The 14,899-nt window shown below is 55.1% G+C and carries 14 protein-coding genes; 6 read left to right on the forward strand and 8 right to left on the reverse strand.

The window, feature by feature from the left end; all coding sequences use genetic code 11:
* The first annotated feature begins 9 nt into the window (after window positions 1-9).
* Window positions 10-930 (forward strand): glutathione ABC transporter permease GsiC, encoded by a 921-nt coding sequence (gene gsiC / locus ACIPDS_RS00355; RefSeq protein ID WP_166514970.1) that lies wholly within the window; start codon window positions 10-12, stop codon window positions 928-930.
* Window position 931: 1 nt separating this feature from the next.
* Window positions 932-1,843: a glutathione ABC transporter permease GsiD gene (gsiD, locus tag ACIPDS_RS00360; RefSeq protein ID WP_166514971.1), complete on the forward strand. Its 912-nt coding sequence runs from the start codon at window positions 932-934 to the stop codon at window positions 1,841-1,843.
* A gap of 132 nt (window positions 1,844-1,975) precedes the next feature.
* Here the strand turns inward: gsiD and rimO are convergent, their stop codons facing one another.
* Entirely contained in the window at window positions 1,976-3,289 is a 1,314-nt protein-coding gene (gene rimO, locus ACIPDS_RS00365; RefSeq protein WP_166514972.1) for a 30S ribosomal protein S12 methylthiotransferase RimO, read from the reverse strand.
* A gap of 219 nt (window positions 3,290-3,508) precedes the next feature.
* Between rimO and ACIPDS_RS00370 the strand changes: the two genes are divergently transcribed.
* Window positions 3,509-3,892 carry a biofilm formation regulator BssR gene (locus ACIPDS_RS00370; RefSeq protein WP_400731889.1) on the forward strand — a complete coding sequence of 128 codons (384 nt, stop codon included), beginning with the start codon at window positions 3,509-3,511 and terminating at the stop codon, window positions 3,890-3,892.
* A 59-nt stretch (window positions 3,893-3,951) separates the two neighbouring features.
* On the opposite strand, the gene ACIPDS_RS00375 is transcribed toward ACIPDS_RS00370, so the two are convergent.
* On the reverse strand, window positions 3,952-5,238 hold the full coding sequence (locus ACIPDS_RS00375) for an ABC transporter substrate-binding protein (protein WP_400731890.1): 1,287 nt from the start codon (window positions 5,236-5,238) through the stop codon (window positions 3,952-3,954).
* A 25-nt stretch (window positions 5,239-5,263) separates the two neighbouring features.
* Window positions 5,264-6,343: a 1,4-beta-xylanase gene (locus tag ACIPDS_RS00380; protein WP_400731891.1), complete on the reverse strand. Its 1,080-nt coding sequence runs from the start codon at window positions 6,341-6,343 to the stop codon at window positions 5,264-5,266.
* A 144-nt stretch (window positions 6,344-6,487) separates the two neighbouring features.
* Here ACIPDS_RS00380 and ACIPDS_RS00385 point away from each other — a divergent pair, with 144 nt between their 5' ends.
* Entirely contained in the window at window positions 6,488-7,498 is a 1,011-nt protein-coding gene (locus ACIPDS_RS00385) for a LacI family DNA-binding transcriptional regulator (protein WP_400731893.1), read from the forward strand.
* 5 nt (window positions 7,499-7,503) lie between these two features.
* Here the strand turns inward: ACIPDS_RS00385 and ACIPDS_RS00390 are convergent, their stop codons facing one another.
* Entirely contained in the window at window positions 7,504-8,124 is a 621-nt protein-coding gene (locus tag ACIPDS_RS00390) for a glutathione S-transferase family protein (RefSeq protein ID WP_400731895.1), read from the reverse strand.
* A 441-nt stretch (window positions 8,125-8,565) separates the two neighbouring features.
* Here ACIPDS_RS00390 and dacC point away from each other — a divergent pair, with 441 nt between their 5' ends.
* On the forward strand, window positions 8,566-9,768 hold the full coding sequence (dacC, locus tag ACIPDS_RS00395) for a serine-type D-Ala-D-Ala carboxypeptidase (RefSeq protein WP_166514981.1): 1,203 nt from the start codon (window positions 8,566-8,568) through the stop codon (window positions 9,766-9,768).
* 7 nt (window positions 9,769-9,775) lie between these two features.
* Here the strand turns inward: dacC and deoR are convergent, their stop codons facing one another.
* Together deoR and ybjG are read right to left on the reverse strand one after the other, a co-directional pair.
* On the reverse strand, window positions 9,776-10,534 hold the full coding sequence (gene deoR / locus ACIPDS_RS00400; protein WP_166514982.1) for a DNA-binding transcriptional repressor DeoR: 759 nt from the start codon (window positions 10,532-10,534) through the stop codon (window positions 9,776-9,778).
* Window positions 10,535-10,604: 70 nt separating this feature from the next.
* A complete protein-coding gene (gene ybjG / locus ACIPDS_RS00405; RefSeq protein WP_400731897.1) occupies window positions 10,605-11,213 on the reverse strand; it encodes an undecaprenyl-diphosphate phosphatase in 609 nt (202 codons plus the stop codon).
* A gap of 272 nt (window positions 11,214-11,485) precedes the next feature.
* Here ybjG and ACIPDS_RS00410 point away from each other — a divergent pair, with 272 nt between their 5' ends.
* Window positions 11,486-12,721 (forward strand): MFS transporter, encoded by a 1,236-nt coding sequence (locus tag ACIPDS_RS00410; RefSeq protein WP_400731898.1) that lies wholly within the window; start codon window positions 11,486-11,488, stop codon window positions 12,719-12,721.
* A gap of 103 nt (window positions 12,722-12,824) precedes the next feature.
* Here the strand turns inward: ACIPDS_RS00410 and ACIPDS_RS00415 are convergent, their stop codons facing one another.
* On the reverse strand, window positions 12,825-13,637 hold the full coding sequence (locus ACIPDS_RS00415) for a Cof-type HAD-IIB family hydrolase (RefSeq protein WP_400731899.1): 813 nt from the start codon (window positions 13,635-13,637) through the stop codon (window positions 12,825-12,827).
* Window positions 13,637-14,839 carry an MFS transporter gene (locus ACIPDS_RS00420; protein WP_400731900.1) on the reverse strand — a complete coding sequence of 401 codons (1,203 nt, stop codon included), beginning with the start codon at window positions 14,837-14,839 and terminating at the stop codon, window positions 13,637-13,639. Before ACIPDS_RS00420 ends, ACIPDS_RS00415 begins: the two co-directional genes overlap by 1 nt.
* Between the last annotated feature and the right edge of the window lie 60 nt (window positions 14,840-14,899).

A 14,899-nucleotide genomic window follows, 5' to 3' on the forward strand; every position in this document is an offset into this window, starting at 1 on the left:
AGGAGAGTCATGCTCAACTATGTTATCAAACGCCTGCTCGGCCTGATTCCCACGCTGTTTATCGTGGCCGTGCTGGTGTTTTTGTTTGTCCATATGCTGCCCGGTGATCCGGCGCGGCTGATTGCCGGGCCGGAAGCTGACGCGCAGGTTATCGCGATGGTGCGCCAGCAGCTGGGGCTGGATCAGCCGCTGTACGTGCAGTTCTGGCATTACATCAGCCACGCGGTGCAGGGGGATTTTGGCACTTCAATGGTGTCACGCCGTCCGGTATCAGAAGAAATTGCCAGCCGTTTTTTGCCGACCTTATGGTTAACGCTCGCCAGTATGGCCTGGGCGGTGCTGTTTGGTATGGCGGCGGGGATTGCCGCCGCCGTCTGGCGTAATCGCTGGCCGGATCGGCTGGGAATGGCGCTGGCGGTTACCGGTATCTCCTTCCCGGCATTTGCGCTCGGGATGTTGCTGATGCAGATTTTCTCCGTTGAGCTGGGCTGGCTGCCAACCGTGGGGGCCGATAGCTGGCGGCACTACATTCTGCCCTCGATAACGCTGGGGGCGGCGGTAGCGTCCGTTATGGCGCGTTTTACCCGCGCATCGTTTGTCGATGTGTTGAACGAAGATTACATGCGCACCGCACGCGCCAAAGGTGTAAGCGAGAAAGGGGTGGTGCTCAAGCATGGTCTGCGAAACGCCATGATCCCGGTGGTCACCATGATGGGGCTACAGTTTGGTTTTCTGCTCGGCGGCTCGATTGTGGTGGAGAAAGTCTTTAACTGGCCGGGTCTGGGACGCCTGCTGGTGGACTCGGTGGAGATGCGTGATTATCCAGTCATTCAGGCTGAGGTGCTGCTATTTTCACTGGAGTTTATTCTTATCAATTTAGTGGTGGATGTGCTTTACGCCGCCATTAATCCGGCTATCAGGTACAAATAACGTGCGAATATTGAATTGGCGCCGACAGGCAGCCCTGAATGCCATGCCGGTGATAAATACGGCTGAACAACGCACCCCATGGCGCGAGTTCTGGCGGCGTTTTCGCCAGCAGCCGATCGCCATGGCATCGGGCATTTTTGTGCTGTTGTTGATTATTGTGGCGGTGGTTGCGCCGTGGATTGCGCCGTTTGATGCGGAAAACTATTTCGATTATGACCGCCTGAACGAAGGGCCGTCATTGATGCACTGGTTTGGCGTCGATTCACTGGGCCGGGATATTTTCAGCCGGGTGCTGGTGGGGGCGCAAATTTCACTCACCGCGGGCGTGTTCGCCGTGCTGATAGGTTCGGTCATCGGGACGATTCTGGGGTTGCTGGCGGGCTATTATGAAGGCTGGTGGGATCGCATTATTATGCGTATTTGCGACGTGCTGTTTGCCTTCCCCGGCATCCTGCTGGCGATTGCGGTGGTGGCTATCATGGGCAGCGGTATGACCAACGTGATCATCGCTGTAGCGATTTTCTCCATCCCGGCGTTCGCGCGTTTGGTTCGTGGCAACACGCTGGTGCTCAAACAGCAGACCTTTATCGAATCCGCGCGCAGTATCGGTGCCAGCGATCGGGTTATTATTTTCCAGCATATTTTGCCCGGCACGGTGTCATCGATTGTGGTCTATTTCACCATGCGTATCGGCGTGTCGATAATTTCAGCCGCCAGCCTGTCGTTTCTGGGATTAGGTGCGCAGCCACCGACGCCGGAGTGGGGCGCAATGCTTAACGAAGCCCGCGCGGATATGGTGATGGCCCCACACGTGGCACTTTTCCCGGCGCTGGCGATTTTTCTGACGGTACTGGCGTTTAATTTGCTGGGTGACGGCCTGCGCGACGCGCTGGATCCGAAGCTAAAAGGGTAGGGTATGTTTCCTGATGGCGCTACGCTTATCAGGCCTACAGCTCAGAAATCGTTGTAGGCCTGATAAGGCAATTTGCCGCCATCCGGCAATCTGTATCTTACAGCCCGATGGCACTACTTTTGTGAGTTGCCGTTAAACCCGGCTACCCCACAGGTCATACTCGTCGGCGTTTTCAACTTTCACACGCACCACGTCGCCCGGCTTCACTTTCGTTTCGCCGTTCAGATAGACCGCGCCGTCGATTTCTGGGGCATCAGCCATGCTGCGGCCAATCGCGCCTTCTTCGTCAACTTCATCGATCATAACCAGAATCTCGCGGCCCACTTTTTCCTGCAGACGTTCAGCAGAGATCTGCTGTTGAAGCTGCATGAAGCGGTTCCAGCGTTCTTCTTTGATCTCGTCCGGCACCTGATCCGGCAGATCGTTTGCCGACGCGCCGTCAACCGGGCTGTACTGGAAGCAACCAACGCGGTCGAGGCGAGCTTCCTTCAGGAAGTCCAGCAGCATCTGGAAGTCTTCTTCTGTTTCACCAGGGAAACCGACGATAAAGGTTGAGCGTAAGGTCAGCTCTGGGCAGATTTCACGCCACTGCTTGATGCGCGCGAGCTGACGGTCGACGGAACCCGGACGCTTCATCAGCTTGAGGATGCGAGGGCTTGCGTGCTGCATCGGGATATCGAGATACGGCAGGATTTTGCCTTCGGCCATCAGCGGGATCACGTTGTCCACGTGCGGGTACGGATAAACGTAGTGCAGACGCACCCACACGCCCAGCTTCGCGAGCTGTTCACACAGGCTTTCCATGCTGGTTTTCACCGGCTCGCCGTTGTGGAAACCGGTGCGGTGTTTTACGTCAACGCCGTAGGCGGAGGTGTCCTGAGAAATCACCAGGATCTCTTTTACCCCTGCATCGACCAGACGCTTCGCTTCTGCGAGCACTTCGCCAATAGGACGGCTCACCAGATCGCCACGCATGGACGGGATGATGCAGAATGCGCAGCGGTGGTTACAGCCTTCGGAAATTTTCAGATAAGCGTAATGACGTGGCGTCAGCTTAACGCCCTGTTCTGGCACCAGGCTCAGGAACGGATTGTGCTGCGGCTTAGGCGCGTAATGGTGAACGTGCTCCAGTACCTGTTCGTAGCTGTGCGGGCCGGTGATTTCCAGTACCTTTGGGTGCACTTCGCGAATTTGATCTTCTTTGGCACCCAGGCAACCGGTCACAATCACCTTGCCGTTTTCTTTTAGTGCTTCACCGATGGCTTCCAGGGACTCCTGGACTGCGCTGTCGATAAAACCACAGGTATTGACGATGACCATGTCGGCATCATCGTAAGTTGGCACTACGTCATAACCTTCGGTACGCAGTTCGGTCAGGATACGTTCGGAATCCACCAGGTTTTTTGGGCAGCCGAGGGAGACGAATCCAATTCGCGGTTGTTGCATGCTAGTACGCTCACAAAGTAAACAGAAAAGAAAAACCGGGCGATTCTACACGGCTTTACGCTGACTCTCTACTGCTACTTTGCCCGTCCGCCGCCATTGTCCAGAGTTGTTGTAATGTTAAATTTGTTTCCAGTGATGATTTATTGATATCGCGCAGCTTCCTGTACGTTAATTAATCGCATAATAAAAATGCCAATGGGTGGCAAGGGAGGTAAATGCATGATGGAAAGCAAACTGAAACGCAAGCTAGTGGGGCAGCTCACCGGGGCGCGAATTGACCTTGAGGCCTATCTGCGGTTGAGAAAGGCTAAAGGGTATATGTCAGTCAGTGAAAACGATCATCTGCGTACTAACCTGCTCGATTTGTGTAGTGAATTACGGGAGAGTGCGGCACAGCTCAAACGGAGCTGCCTGCCCCATGACCTGGAAATGATAAGACAGGCGGGTGAGGCGATTGCCTCGGCCGCGGTCTGTATGATGAGCGGGCGCTATGACTGCCCGACTTATATTGCGGTTAACGTAGAGACGCTTGAGCGCTGCCTGGCAGCGTTGACGCGGAGCATTGAAAACCTGGATGCGCAGTTGTCTATAACGCATGCCTGAAATCAGGGCGACCAGGGAAGGCCGCCCAAATGTGACAAGCGCTGCAGTACCCCGGCACGCTAGCGCATAATCCGCCGTAAAATACGGTTGGCTCGCTCTTCAAAAGTGGTCGCCGCCTCGTCAATCGTCGCTTTACCGTAATCAATATTCTGTAATGCAGCAACAAACAGCGCGATCAATTGCGGGTCCTCGAGATAGGGCAGCGTTGTGGATTTATTCGGTAATGAGGCTGACTGCATCAGCCCGGCAAGCACCGGATCGCTATCTTTGAGCTGTCCTGCATCACGCAGAATCTGCTCACCGGCACGGCTTAGCGGTACGCCGCGCTCCAGCCCAACCGGCACGACGCCTTCCTTCTCGCTCATCAGGAAGTTAATCAGCATTGCCGCTTCCTGCGGATGGCGGGTGTTTTTACTGACTGAGAACATCAGCGCCGTTTTATTAAATTGCCCGGCGTCTTTTGCACCTTCGCGCATCGGGTAATCCCCCATCACCAGATCGGAAGGATTTTTTAGATTTTGCGACTCGGCGGTGTACATCACGTTCCAGTTATAAATGCCGCCCCATTCACCATTGATCCACGGCTTCATTTCATAGGCCACGCCCTTACCAAACGACGCCATCGCTCGGGCATCCGGTATCGTGTGTGCATCAACCATTTTGCGATAGAAGGTAAACGCTTCAACCAGATCCGCATGGCTCCAGCCCAGTTTGCGGGTTTTCTCGTCGACCATCGGCTTTTGGTTGCCCTGATAAACGTAGGAGTTGAGCAGCAGCAGTGAATCCTGCTCGGTAAGAATCATCGGGAAATAGTTATCTCCTAACTTCTCTTTAAACACCGGACCCGCTTTTAACAAATCCTCCCACGTTTTGGGCAGCGCCAGGCCCGCTTTATTCCACGTTGCCGCGTTGTAATAAAACAGCATGACGTTGGCGGAAACGGGGATGGCGTTGATCTTGCCATTTACCGTGGTGCTGGCTAGCGCTGACGGTGAGAACTGATCGAGACCTATCGGTTGGCTGAGCTTATTCAGATCATAAAAACCGTCTCCCGTTTTTGACAGGAGCGTCAGCCAGTTCCAGTTAGTCTGCATCACATCGGCTTCGGTGTTGCTGTTGATCTGCGTGGTCAGACGGGAGTAAAACCCGTCCCAGCCGGTGTACTCAGCCTTCACTTTGATATTGGGATATTTGGCCTCAAAGGCTTCCAGCGCCTTCAGGGTTGCCTGGTTGCGCGCTTTACCGCCCCACCAGGCAAAACGGAGTTCCACCTGATCGGCGCTGTGCGCGGCAGGCATCGCACCGAAACTGCAACAGGCAAGCAGGAACAAAATCGACTTTTTCATGGATGAATCCTCCGTGTCATAACAATTAGCGGCGACGCTGGCGGTAGTCGGTCAGGCTTTTCACCAGCCGCATTTCCTGCTTGCACCACGGCGCACCCTCGGGAGTCAGCACATCATGGAACCACAGAGACTGCGGAGCGGGATGGTCTTTATTAACGCTGGTCCAGGGGATCCAGGTCTGCGTTTTGCCCTTAACCAGACCCCACTGATAGCAGCCGGTATCAAAAGCGCAAAACAGCGGAAGCTGCTCGCTGAATTGACAATCCATATGGCGGGCCAGCCACTCGGTGCACAGTACCGGGCGATTGTGCTGGGCGAGGCTCTCCAGAATACCTAGCTGGCGGGCGGCATTGTTGTAGTTGTGGTAGCTAATGATGTCGGAGAGTTCGAGCGCGGCGACGTCAATGGGGTGGCCCAACGTGCCATATTGAGGGTGGTCGATATGCCAGGCACCGACGGTCAGCGGCTGACTTACGCCAACTTCACGCGCCCAGCCAAAGGTGGCAATCATCAGCTCCAGCGCGAAAGCTTCCAGCGCCTCGTCATATTCCGTGGATTCCGTCGGCGACAGGTTGATCCCGCGGTTGCCCGGCTCGTTGTAGAGATCCCAGATAGTGATGCGGGGATCGTCCTTAAAGCGAGTCAACACGTCGCGAACGTAGGCTTCAACACGCGGCCACTGCGTCGGATCCATAACTATGGCCCGGCCAGGACTTGCGGCCGCCTGGCTATTATGCACCCCTTCGCGCGGCGCTTTTTGCGGCCCCAGATAGGGTTCATCGCCGGAGAAACCGCAGTCGTCCATCAGCGTCAACATGACCTGGATCTGGTGTTTTTCCGCAAGCGTAAGGAACGTATCAATACGTGCCAGCAGACCATCGCGATCCGCTTCCCAGACAATAAACGGCAGGTTGGTGCGCAGGGCGTTGTAACCGTAGTCATGCGCCCAGCCTAGCTCCTGATCAATGGTGGCGGCGTCGAACGTTTCTGCCTGCCACATTTCCGTCCAGTTGACGGCGTTACGTGGTAGATAGTTAAAGCCACAGGCCCAACCGTGTTGTTGATACCAGTCGTGCGCTTGCGCATTGCTCCATTGTGAGTGCATCTCTTGTCTCCACTGCTAATAATTATTAGCTAATATTTATTATCTACTGAGACGTACGCAATCCCAATGCAGCCGATCTGCAAGGTTGTTCACAAAAAAAACGTGGGATATCTGTGCTATAGTCGGCGGCGACAAGGAGCAAACATGCCGAAAAAAAATAAAATAACGATGAGTGATATCGCCCGGGAAGCCGGTGTTTCTCAGGCAACGGTCTCTTTGGTGCTGAACAATAGCCGCGCCATTCGTCTTAGCGATGCAACCCGTGAGCGGGTCTGTGCCGCAGCCGCTGCCCTCGGCTACCAGAAAATTATCGTGCCGCATCGCCCGGAAGGTCAGGAAGAAATCGCCCTGTTACTTTGTGGTATGCCGAACTATGACCCCTTTACGGACGCCATTAGTGAAGCCAGCAGTACCGCCTGGCAGCGGGATATGCTGCTTAGCGTTTATGATTACGGCGATGATATGCAGCTGGCGGAGCAGATCCTGCGCCAGCTTGAGCGGCGCCAATGCGCGGGTGTCATTCTGGCAAGCCCGGTCACGCGCGCGTTTGACTTTTCCGTGTTTGAGCCCTTGTTGAAAAAGCCGGTGGTGCTGCTCAATCAGTACGATCCCAACCGTCCTTTACTGCCGACTTTTCTGCCAGATGACCGGGCGAACGCGTGCCAGATAGTCAATCATTTGCTGGCGCAAGGGGTGACGCGCATTGCCCATATCATGGGGGACGAGTGGATGGATGCCAGCGTGCTGCGCCTTGAGGGGTATCGACAAACGCTCCTGCAGGCGGGAATTGGCATTGACGAAGCGCTGATTAAACAGACCGACTGGTCTTTGGACGCAACGTTTAATGCCACGCTTGAGTTAATGCGTCTGCCGCAGCCGCCGCAGGCCATTTTCTGCGCCAGCGACTGGATGACGCTGGGCTGTTATCAGGCGCTGGCAACGCTGAACATTGCCATTCCGCGAGATGTACTGGTGTGCGGCTATGACGATCAGCGCATTGCGCATCAGCTGACGCCTGCGCTCACCAGCGTGCAGCTGGCCTATAACGAACTGGGACGGATGGCGGTCAGTTACCTGTGTGATGGCGATGACGCCGCGGCGCATGTGCGGATGGTGGGGAAATTACAGGTGCGCGGCAGCAGCCAGCGCACCTGAAGAGCTTAGGTTACCGGGATCATAACCACTTCGCGATAGGCCGGGCGTTCGGCAAGCTGCTGATACCAGCGCGCCAGATGCGGACGCGGCTGCCAGGTTTTGACCGTTTCCAGCAGGTTATAGACAAAAGGCGCCACGGCAATATCGCCGACGCCGAATTGACTGCCTGATAGCCAGGTCTGTGCGCCCAGGGTGTTATCCAGAATATCGAGCAGGGGTTCACAAGCGACGATCGCCGCCTCTATTTCCGCCATATTGCGCTTTTCAGCCGGCGTGCGTACCAGCCCCAGTAAAATTTTACGATGCGCGGGGGAGAGGGTTTCATTGGCCCAATCCATCCATTTCTCGCTTTTAGCGCGCTGGATGGGACTTGCCTGCCATAGCGTGTCGGCACCATATTGCGCCGCCAGATAGCGCACAATCGAGTTCGATTCCCACAGTACGTCGTCGCCGTCTTTGAGCATCGGAACCAGACCGTTTGGGTTAAGCGCCAGATAGGCCGCATCGTGGTTCACCCCGAATCCCTGACCCGCCATAATCTGCTCATAAGGCAGACCGAGCTCGGCCAGCGTCCAGCGTACTTTCTTCACGTTCGTTGAGTTATTGCGTCCCCACAGCGTAACCATAACCACTCCAGTTTTATTAGCGAAGATTAAGAGCCTATCCCATTAGGCTATTTTATTCGCCAGTTTGGCACCGGGCAGTGCTCGACAGAACGCCATGGCGTTTTGAACGCCGCTTGCGGCGGCCCGAAGGGCGAGCGTAGCGAGTAAATCCTCACGTACTACGTGTACGCTCCGGTTTCTGTGCGCTGTCCGGCACCAAACTGGCTTCAACAATTACGCCTACTGGGATAGGCTCTAAATGTGAGCGAAACTTAACAATTACGCAATCGCTGTCAAAAAAAATGTCAGGTTTTAGGCACAACATAGCGATCTTGCGTAAACTTAAAAAACTTTACCAACTCACTGTTTCTTTAAGAGAGTTTCTACGCTATTACTCACCGCCTGACGCAGTACGGTTACTGTAGCGGCGTGTTTTTGGGAATGGATACTTGGGTGGCCTTTATGATGTGTAATGCAAACGCCTTTCGGAGCCTTTTAGCAGGCTCAGCGCTTTTACTTGTGGTTGCGCCTGCGGTGCAAGCGGCGGAACAACTCCCTGATGCACCGGCGATTGATGCACGGGCATTTATTTTAATGGATTATGCCAGCGGCAAAGTCCTGGCTGAAGGCAATGCCGACGAGAAACTCGATCCGGCAAGCCTGACAAAAATCATGACCAGCTATGTGGTCGGTCAGGCGCTGAAAGCGGGAAAAATTAAGCTACCTGATATGGTCACTATCGGCCGTGATGCCTGGGCCACCGGTAATCCGGCGCTGCGAGGTTCATCGGTGATGTTCCTGAAACCTGGCGAACAGGTCTCGGTTGAAAACCTCAATAAAGGGGTGATTATTCAGTCAGGCAACGACGCCAGTATCGCGATTGCGGATTACGTTGCCGGTAGCCAGGACTCCTTCGTCAGCCTGATGAACGGCTACGCACAAAAAATTGGCCTGACCAACACCACTTTTAAAACCGTTCACGGTCTGGATGCGCCGGGGCAGTTCAGTACCGCGCGTGATATGGCATTGCTGACGAAGGCGATGATCCATGATGTGCCGGAAGAGTACGCCGTCCATAAAGAGAAAGAATTTACCTTCAACAATATTCGTCAGCCAAACCGCAACCGTCTGCTGTGGAGTTCAAACCTGAATGTTGACGGGGTTAAAACCGGCACCACGGCAGGGGCGGGATACAATCTGGTGTCATCGGCAACGCAAGGCGATATGCGCCTGATTGCGGTCGTGCTGGGCACGAAAAGCGACCGGGTACGTTTTAACGAGTCGGAAAAATTGCTGACCTGGGGCTTCCGTTTCTATGAAACCGTCACCCCGATTAAACCAGACGCCACCTTTATCAGCCAGCGCGTGTGGTACGGTGATTCCAGCGAAGTGAAGCTGGGCGCCGGGGAAGCGGGTTCGGTGACCATCCCGAAAGGGCAGCTGAAGAACCTGAAGGCCAGCTATACCTTAACTCAGCCGCAGCTTACCGCGCCGCTAACCAAAGGGCAGGTGGTGGGCACCATCGACTTTAAACTCAACGACAAGACCATCGAACAGCGCCCGCTGATTGTGATGGAAGCGGTCGAAGAGGGCGGGTTCGTGAGCCGGATGATGGACTTTGTGCTGATGAAGTTCCACCAGTGGTTCGGTAGCTGGTTCTCGTAACGACCTCTTAATACAGCAGCGAAATTTGCTGCTGTTTAGCCAGCGCCACCAGCTCGTCATCCGGGCAGGTGTCGCTGGCAATCACATCAAAACGGGTTAAATCGCCCATTCTTGCTGGACGCACTTTGCCGAACTTGCTGTGATCGGCCACCAGCACGTGGTAGCGCGATTGGCGCATGGCCCAGTGCTTTACCGGCAGTTCCTCAAGATTAAAACAGGTTGCCCCCATCTCAATATCGATACCGGCCGCGGAGTAGTAGGCAATGTCCGGGCACAGGTGCGTCAAGGTGTCGTGTTCACTGATAGGTTTGAAAATGGCATTGCTGGCGTGGAACTCACCGCCGCATAAAATCGGCCGGCAGTGGGGTTTATCTTGCAGGGCGAGGAAGGTATTGAGCGAGTAGCAAACGGCGGTGAACGGCAGCTCGTTATCAATGGCGTCAATGATCCACGGCGTGGTGGTGCCACAATCGAAAAAGGCCATCTGGTGCGCTTTTAAAAGCTTAGCCGCATGGCGGGCTGCCAGCTTCTTTTCCTCCACCAGTCGGGTTTTTTGATCGCTTAACAGATAGTGAGGAACGCTGCGCGGCTCCAGCACCACGTAGCCGCCCAGCAGCACAACGGGCCCGCTTTCGCTGTTGAGATCGCGACGAATCGTCATTTCGGAAACGCCGAGCAGTGCGGCCGCTTCTTTTAAATGCAGCTTATCGCTGCGTTTTAATGCCTGAATCAGTTGGCTAATTCGCTCGTCGCGTCGTGTTTCCATAGTGCCTCTAGTGGAAATGCCCCGGAGAGGATTCCGGGGCTAACGCGGTATTTTACCTGCCAGCGCGAGGCTAGTCACGTACCCAACCCTTGCGAATTGGCACGGAGAAAACCAGACGGTGGATTTGTTGCAGTCGAGGATAAACGGCGGCACCCATAAACTGCCACAGCAGCTGTGCAACCATGCATCCCACCAGGCCACACAGGAAACCGCCGAGCATATCCATCGGCCAGTGCACGCCCAGATAGACGCGGGACCAGGCAATGGCGATACCGACCGCCATCAGCACCAGTCCCGACCACAGGCGATGCCAGAACAGGAAAGCCAGAGCGAAGGTGAAAATGACCGTGCCGTGATCGCTTGGGAAAGAGTTATCCGCTGCATGGTGCAGGAAGTTATAGCCGATATTCGCCGCAAAGGGACGTTCATGCGGGTAGAGTTGACCCATGGTCCAGGAAAGGGCCAGGCTCACGGCGATAGCCAGCGCCACTTTGACCACCAGATGACGCTGAGCGTGAACCTGCTGGCGTTCCCCCCATAACCACATGGCGGCTGCCAGCAGTGGGACGATAAGAATCAGATCCTTTGCTATAAAGGTCGCCAGTGAAATTTGCCACTGTGCCGAAGAAGGGGTGGCGTTGACGAGCAAAAACAGCGTGTTATTGAGATTTTCCAGCATAACGTCCCGGCTTCAAAGATGAAGGTTTTATGACAGTCACCTTAAAAAAACATCGCTGGACGGTAAAGCGGTATTGTCTGAATCCGGTACCGACGAGTAAGTCTCTGGAAATTAAGGCAACGCAATAGGTAGGGTTGAGTATAACGTGCGTAACCTTAAACAAATCTTAACAACATCAATTTGTGCGAAATCGTAAAGCTGCGTGATAATTAACTATCACCACTACCGCGCATTGATTAAACTTGCGCGTTTTTATGATGGATGCGAGATAAATGGATACTTCCACTTCTTCCCGGAAACGCCTGGGGCGTAAGGCGATTCTGTTCCCGCTTTGCCTCGTGCTCTATGAATTTTCCACCTATATCGCTAACGATATGATTCAGCCGGGTATGCTCGCGGTCGTTAAAGAATTTAATGCCGGTGATGAGTGGGTTCCCACCTCGATGACCGCGTATCTGGCGGGCGGCATGTTTCTGCAATGGCTGCTTGGGCCGCTGTCAGATCGTATCGGGCGCCGCCCGGTTATGCTGACCGGCGTTATCTGGTTCATCGTGACCTGCCTTGCCACGCTGCTGGTGCAAAATATTGAGCAGTTTACCTTCCTGCGTTTTTTACAGGGGGTGAGCCTGTGCTTTATCGGCGCGGTCGGGTACGCGGCGATTCAGGAGTCGTTTGATGAGGCGACCTGCATCAAGATAACGGCGCTGATGGCAAACGTAGCGCTGATTGCGCCTTTGCTGGGGCCATTGGTCGGGGCCGCGTGGATCCACCTTGCCCGCTGGGAAAGCATGTTTGTGCTGTTCGCGGTGCTGGCGACGATTGCCTACTTGGGGCTATTTAAAGCGATGCCGGAAACGGCGACTCGTCTTGGTGAAAAACTGTCGCTGAAGGCGTTGGGACAGGACTACCGCGAAGTGCTCAAAAATGGGCGCTTTGTCGCAGGAGCCCTGGCGACCGGATTTGTCAGCCTGCCTTTGCTGGCGTGGATTGCCCAATCGCCGGTGATTATTATCAGCGGCGAAAATGCCAGCAGCTATGAATATGGCCTGTTACAGGTGCCTATTTTTGGCGCGCTGATCCTGGGTAACCTGGTGCTGGCGCGGCTGACCTCCCGTCGTACGGTGCGCGCGCTGATTATTGCCGGCGGCTATCCGATTATGTTCGGCCTGATCCTCGCCGCAGCGGCCACGGTCGTCTCCTCACATGCCTATTTGTGGATGACCGCCGGTCTTAGCTTCTACGCTTTCGGGATTGGCCTTGCCAACGCCGGTCTGGTGCGTTTGACGCTGTTTGCCAGTGAAATGAGTAAAGGCACGGTTTCTGCCGCGATGGGGATGTTGCAGATGCTGATCTTTACCGTGGGGATTGAACTTAGTAAGCACATGTATGGGCTAGGGGGAATTGGGCTGTTTAGTCTGTTCAACCTGGCGGGCGGCTTACTGTGGCTGGTGCTGATGGTGATGTTCTTGCGTGACAGAACAGTCGGCAGCGGCTTACAGCCGGAATAAACCAGTGACGCCAGGAAATTCCCGGCGTCACTTCGTTCGGCCGGGCTACCGGCCGATGTCGTTCTGTAGCCCGGCCAAGCGCAGCGCCGCCGGGATCGCCTGGTCAGGCAAACGGCGCTTCACCCTTCAGCGCCTTATCAATCATCTCCAGCACGCCTTCCTCGTTATTATGCGGCGCATGGTATCCGGCGACGGCCTTGACGGCATCGGACGCGTTAGCCATCGCAAAACCGTATCCGGCCTGCTTCACCATTTCAATATCGTTGCCGCTGTCGCCAAAGGCCACCACTTCATCATCATTCACTCCCCAGCGCTCCTGCAATAAGCGCAGACCGTTGGCCTTGTGAACGCCTGGAATGATGAGATCGATACTGCCGTGACCGGTGGTGACCGCCGTCAGCATATGACCGAGCTTCGCATCGAGCATCGCCTGCATTTCTGGCACTTTTTCGTCTGGAATATTGAGCGCGAATTTCAAAATCGTGTCATCAATATTGGCGAAACTCTCCACCAGCTCCATGCGATGGTAATAGTGCGCTGCAATATCAAGGAAGCTTTTATCGTAGCTTTTGAGCGTATAGGCGCTTTCTTTGCCGCAGACAATAATCTCGATATCCGGGTGAGTCAGCAGGAAGTCGACGATTTGATTGACGTGGTCGCGCGGCATAGAACAGTTATAGACTTCCTCGCCCGCATCTCGTACCCAGCCGCCGTTTTCCGCCACAAAGGCTATCTCATCGACGATTTCCGGGAAGAAAGAGGCCAGCTGATAATACTGGTTACCGCTGGCGACCACGAAGTGGATCTGCTGGGCTTTCATCTGTGCGTACTGTTGACGAAAACGCTCGCGGTTATAGGTTTTTTTATCGTTCAGGAAGGTGCCGTCCATATCGACAGCGATCAGTTTAACGCTCATCAGTGACTCTCCATTACAGTACGGGGCTCCGGTTTGGCCACCGCTTTTGCCACCAGAGCGGCAATCAGAACCAGCGCCAGTACGGCGAGCATTGCGCTACGCAGGCCGTAATGTTCGCCAAGGAAGCCAAGCAGCGGGGGACCTACGAGGAACGCCAGATAGCCTGTCGTGGCAACAACGCTCACGCGGGTAGGGGCGTCCGGGCCGGTGTCGCTGGCGGCTGAAATGGTTAGCGGGAAGCCCAGCGATGCGCCAAGTCCCCACAGGATAACCGACACGCCCGCAACCCACGTGCTGTCGACAAAAATAATTAACGCAATGCCCAGCGCGCCCATTAGCGCGCTGGCCCGAACCACGGTGACTCGGCTGTAGCGGTCGATAAACCACCCGCCGGTGAAACGCCCGACGGTCATACCCAGCGTGAAACCTGCGTAAATCAGTGAACCTGAGGTAGGGCTAAAACCGTGGCCATCAACCATCAGCAGCGGCAGCCAGTCGTTGGCTGAACCTTCAGCAAACGCCATCGCCAGCACCACGACGCCAATCAGCATCAACTGCATGTCTCGCCAGAACGGCACGCCTTTTTCCAGATGCTGCGCATTTTCGGCTTCGTTGCGACCGGTGCCGTCAGGGATAGCCTTGATGGCAATAGCGATAGGCGCAATACCGATAAGCGCCGCGACCAGAATATGCCACATTGCCGGCAGGCCAAAGGCGGTGACCGCCATGCCGACGCCTGCGCCAACCAGCGTACCTAAACTATAAAAGCCGTGCATCATCGGCAGCACGGTCTTTTTCATTTCGCGCTCAACGGCCGCGCCTTCAACGTTAATCGCCACTTCCGCGGACCCGAAGCTGCCGCCGAAAATAGCCAGACCGATGGCAAATACCCAGGCTGAACCGAGGTAGAGCGCCAGGCTCAGAATCATCATGCCAATGAGGGCGCACGACATCGTCGTGCGTATCACCGCGCGGGTACCGAATCGTTTCACTAAAAAGGCCGAGCAGAGGATGCCGCTCATCGAACCAATCGACAGACCAAAAAGGACAATACCCATTTCTGCCGTGGAGAGAGATAAAATATCGCGGATTGCCGGCGTACGCGTGGCCCATGAAGCCATTAATAAACCGGGTAAAAAGAAGAACATAAAGAGTGCCCACATGCGCAGTTGCAGGGCTTTACGGGAGGTTAACGTTGTCATCCATTCGCGTCGGGTCGGAAAGTGTGCAGACAACACTAACAAGCTTGTGTACATTTGTAC

This window comes from Kluyvera sp. NPDC087067 (assembly GCF_044745165.1).
GTDB lineage: Bacteria > Pseudomonadota > Gammaproteobacteria > Enterobacterales > Enterobacteriaceae > Kluyvera.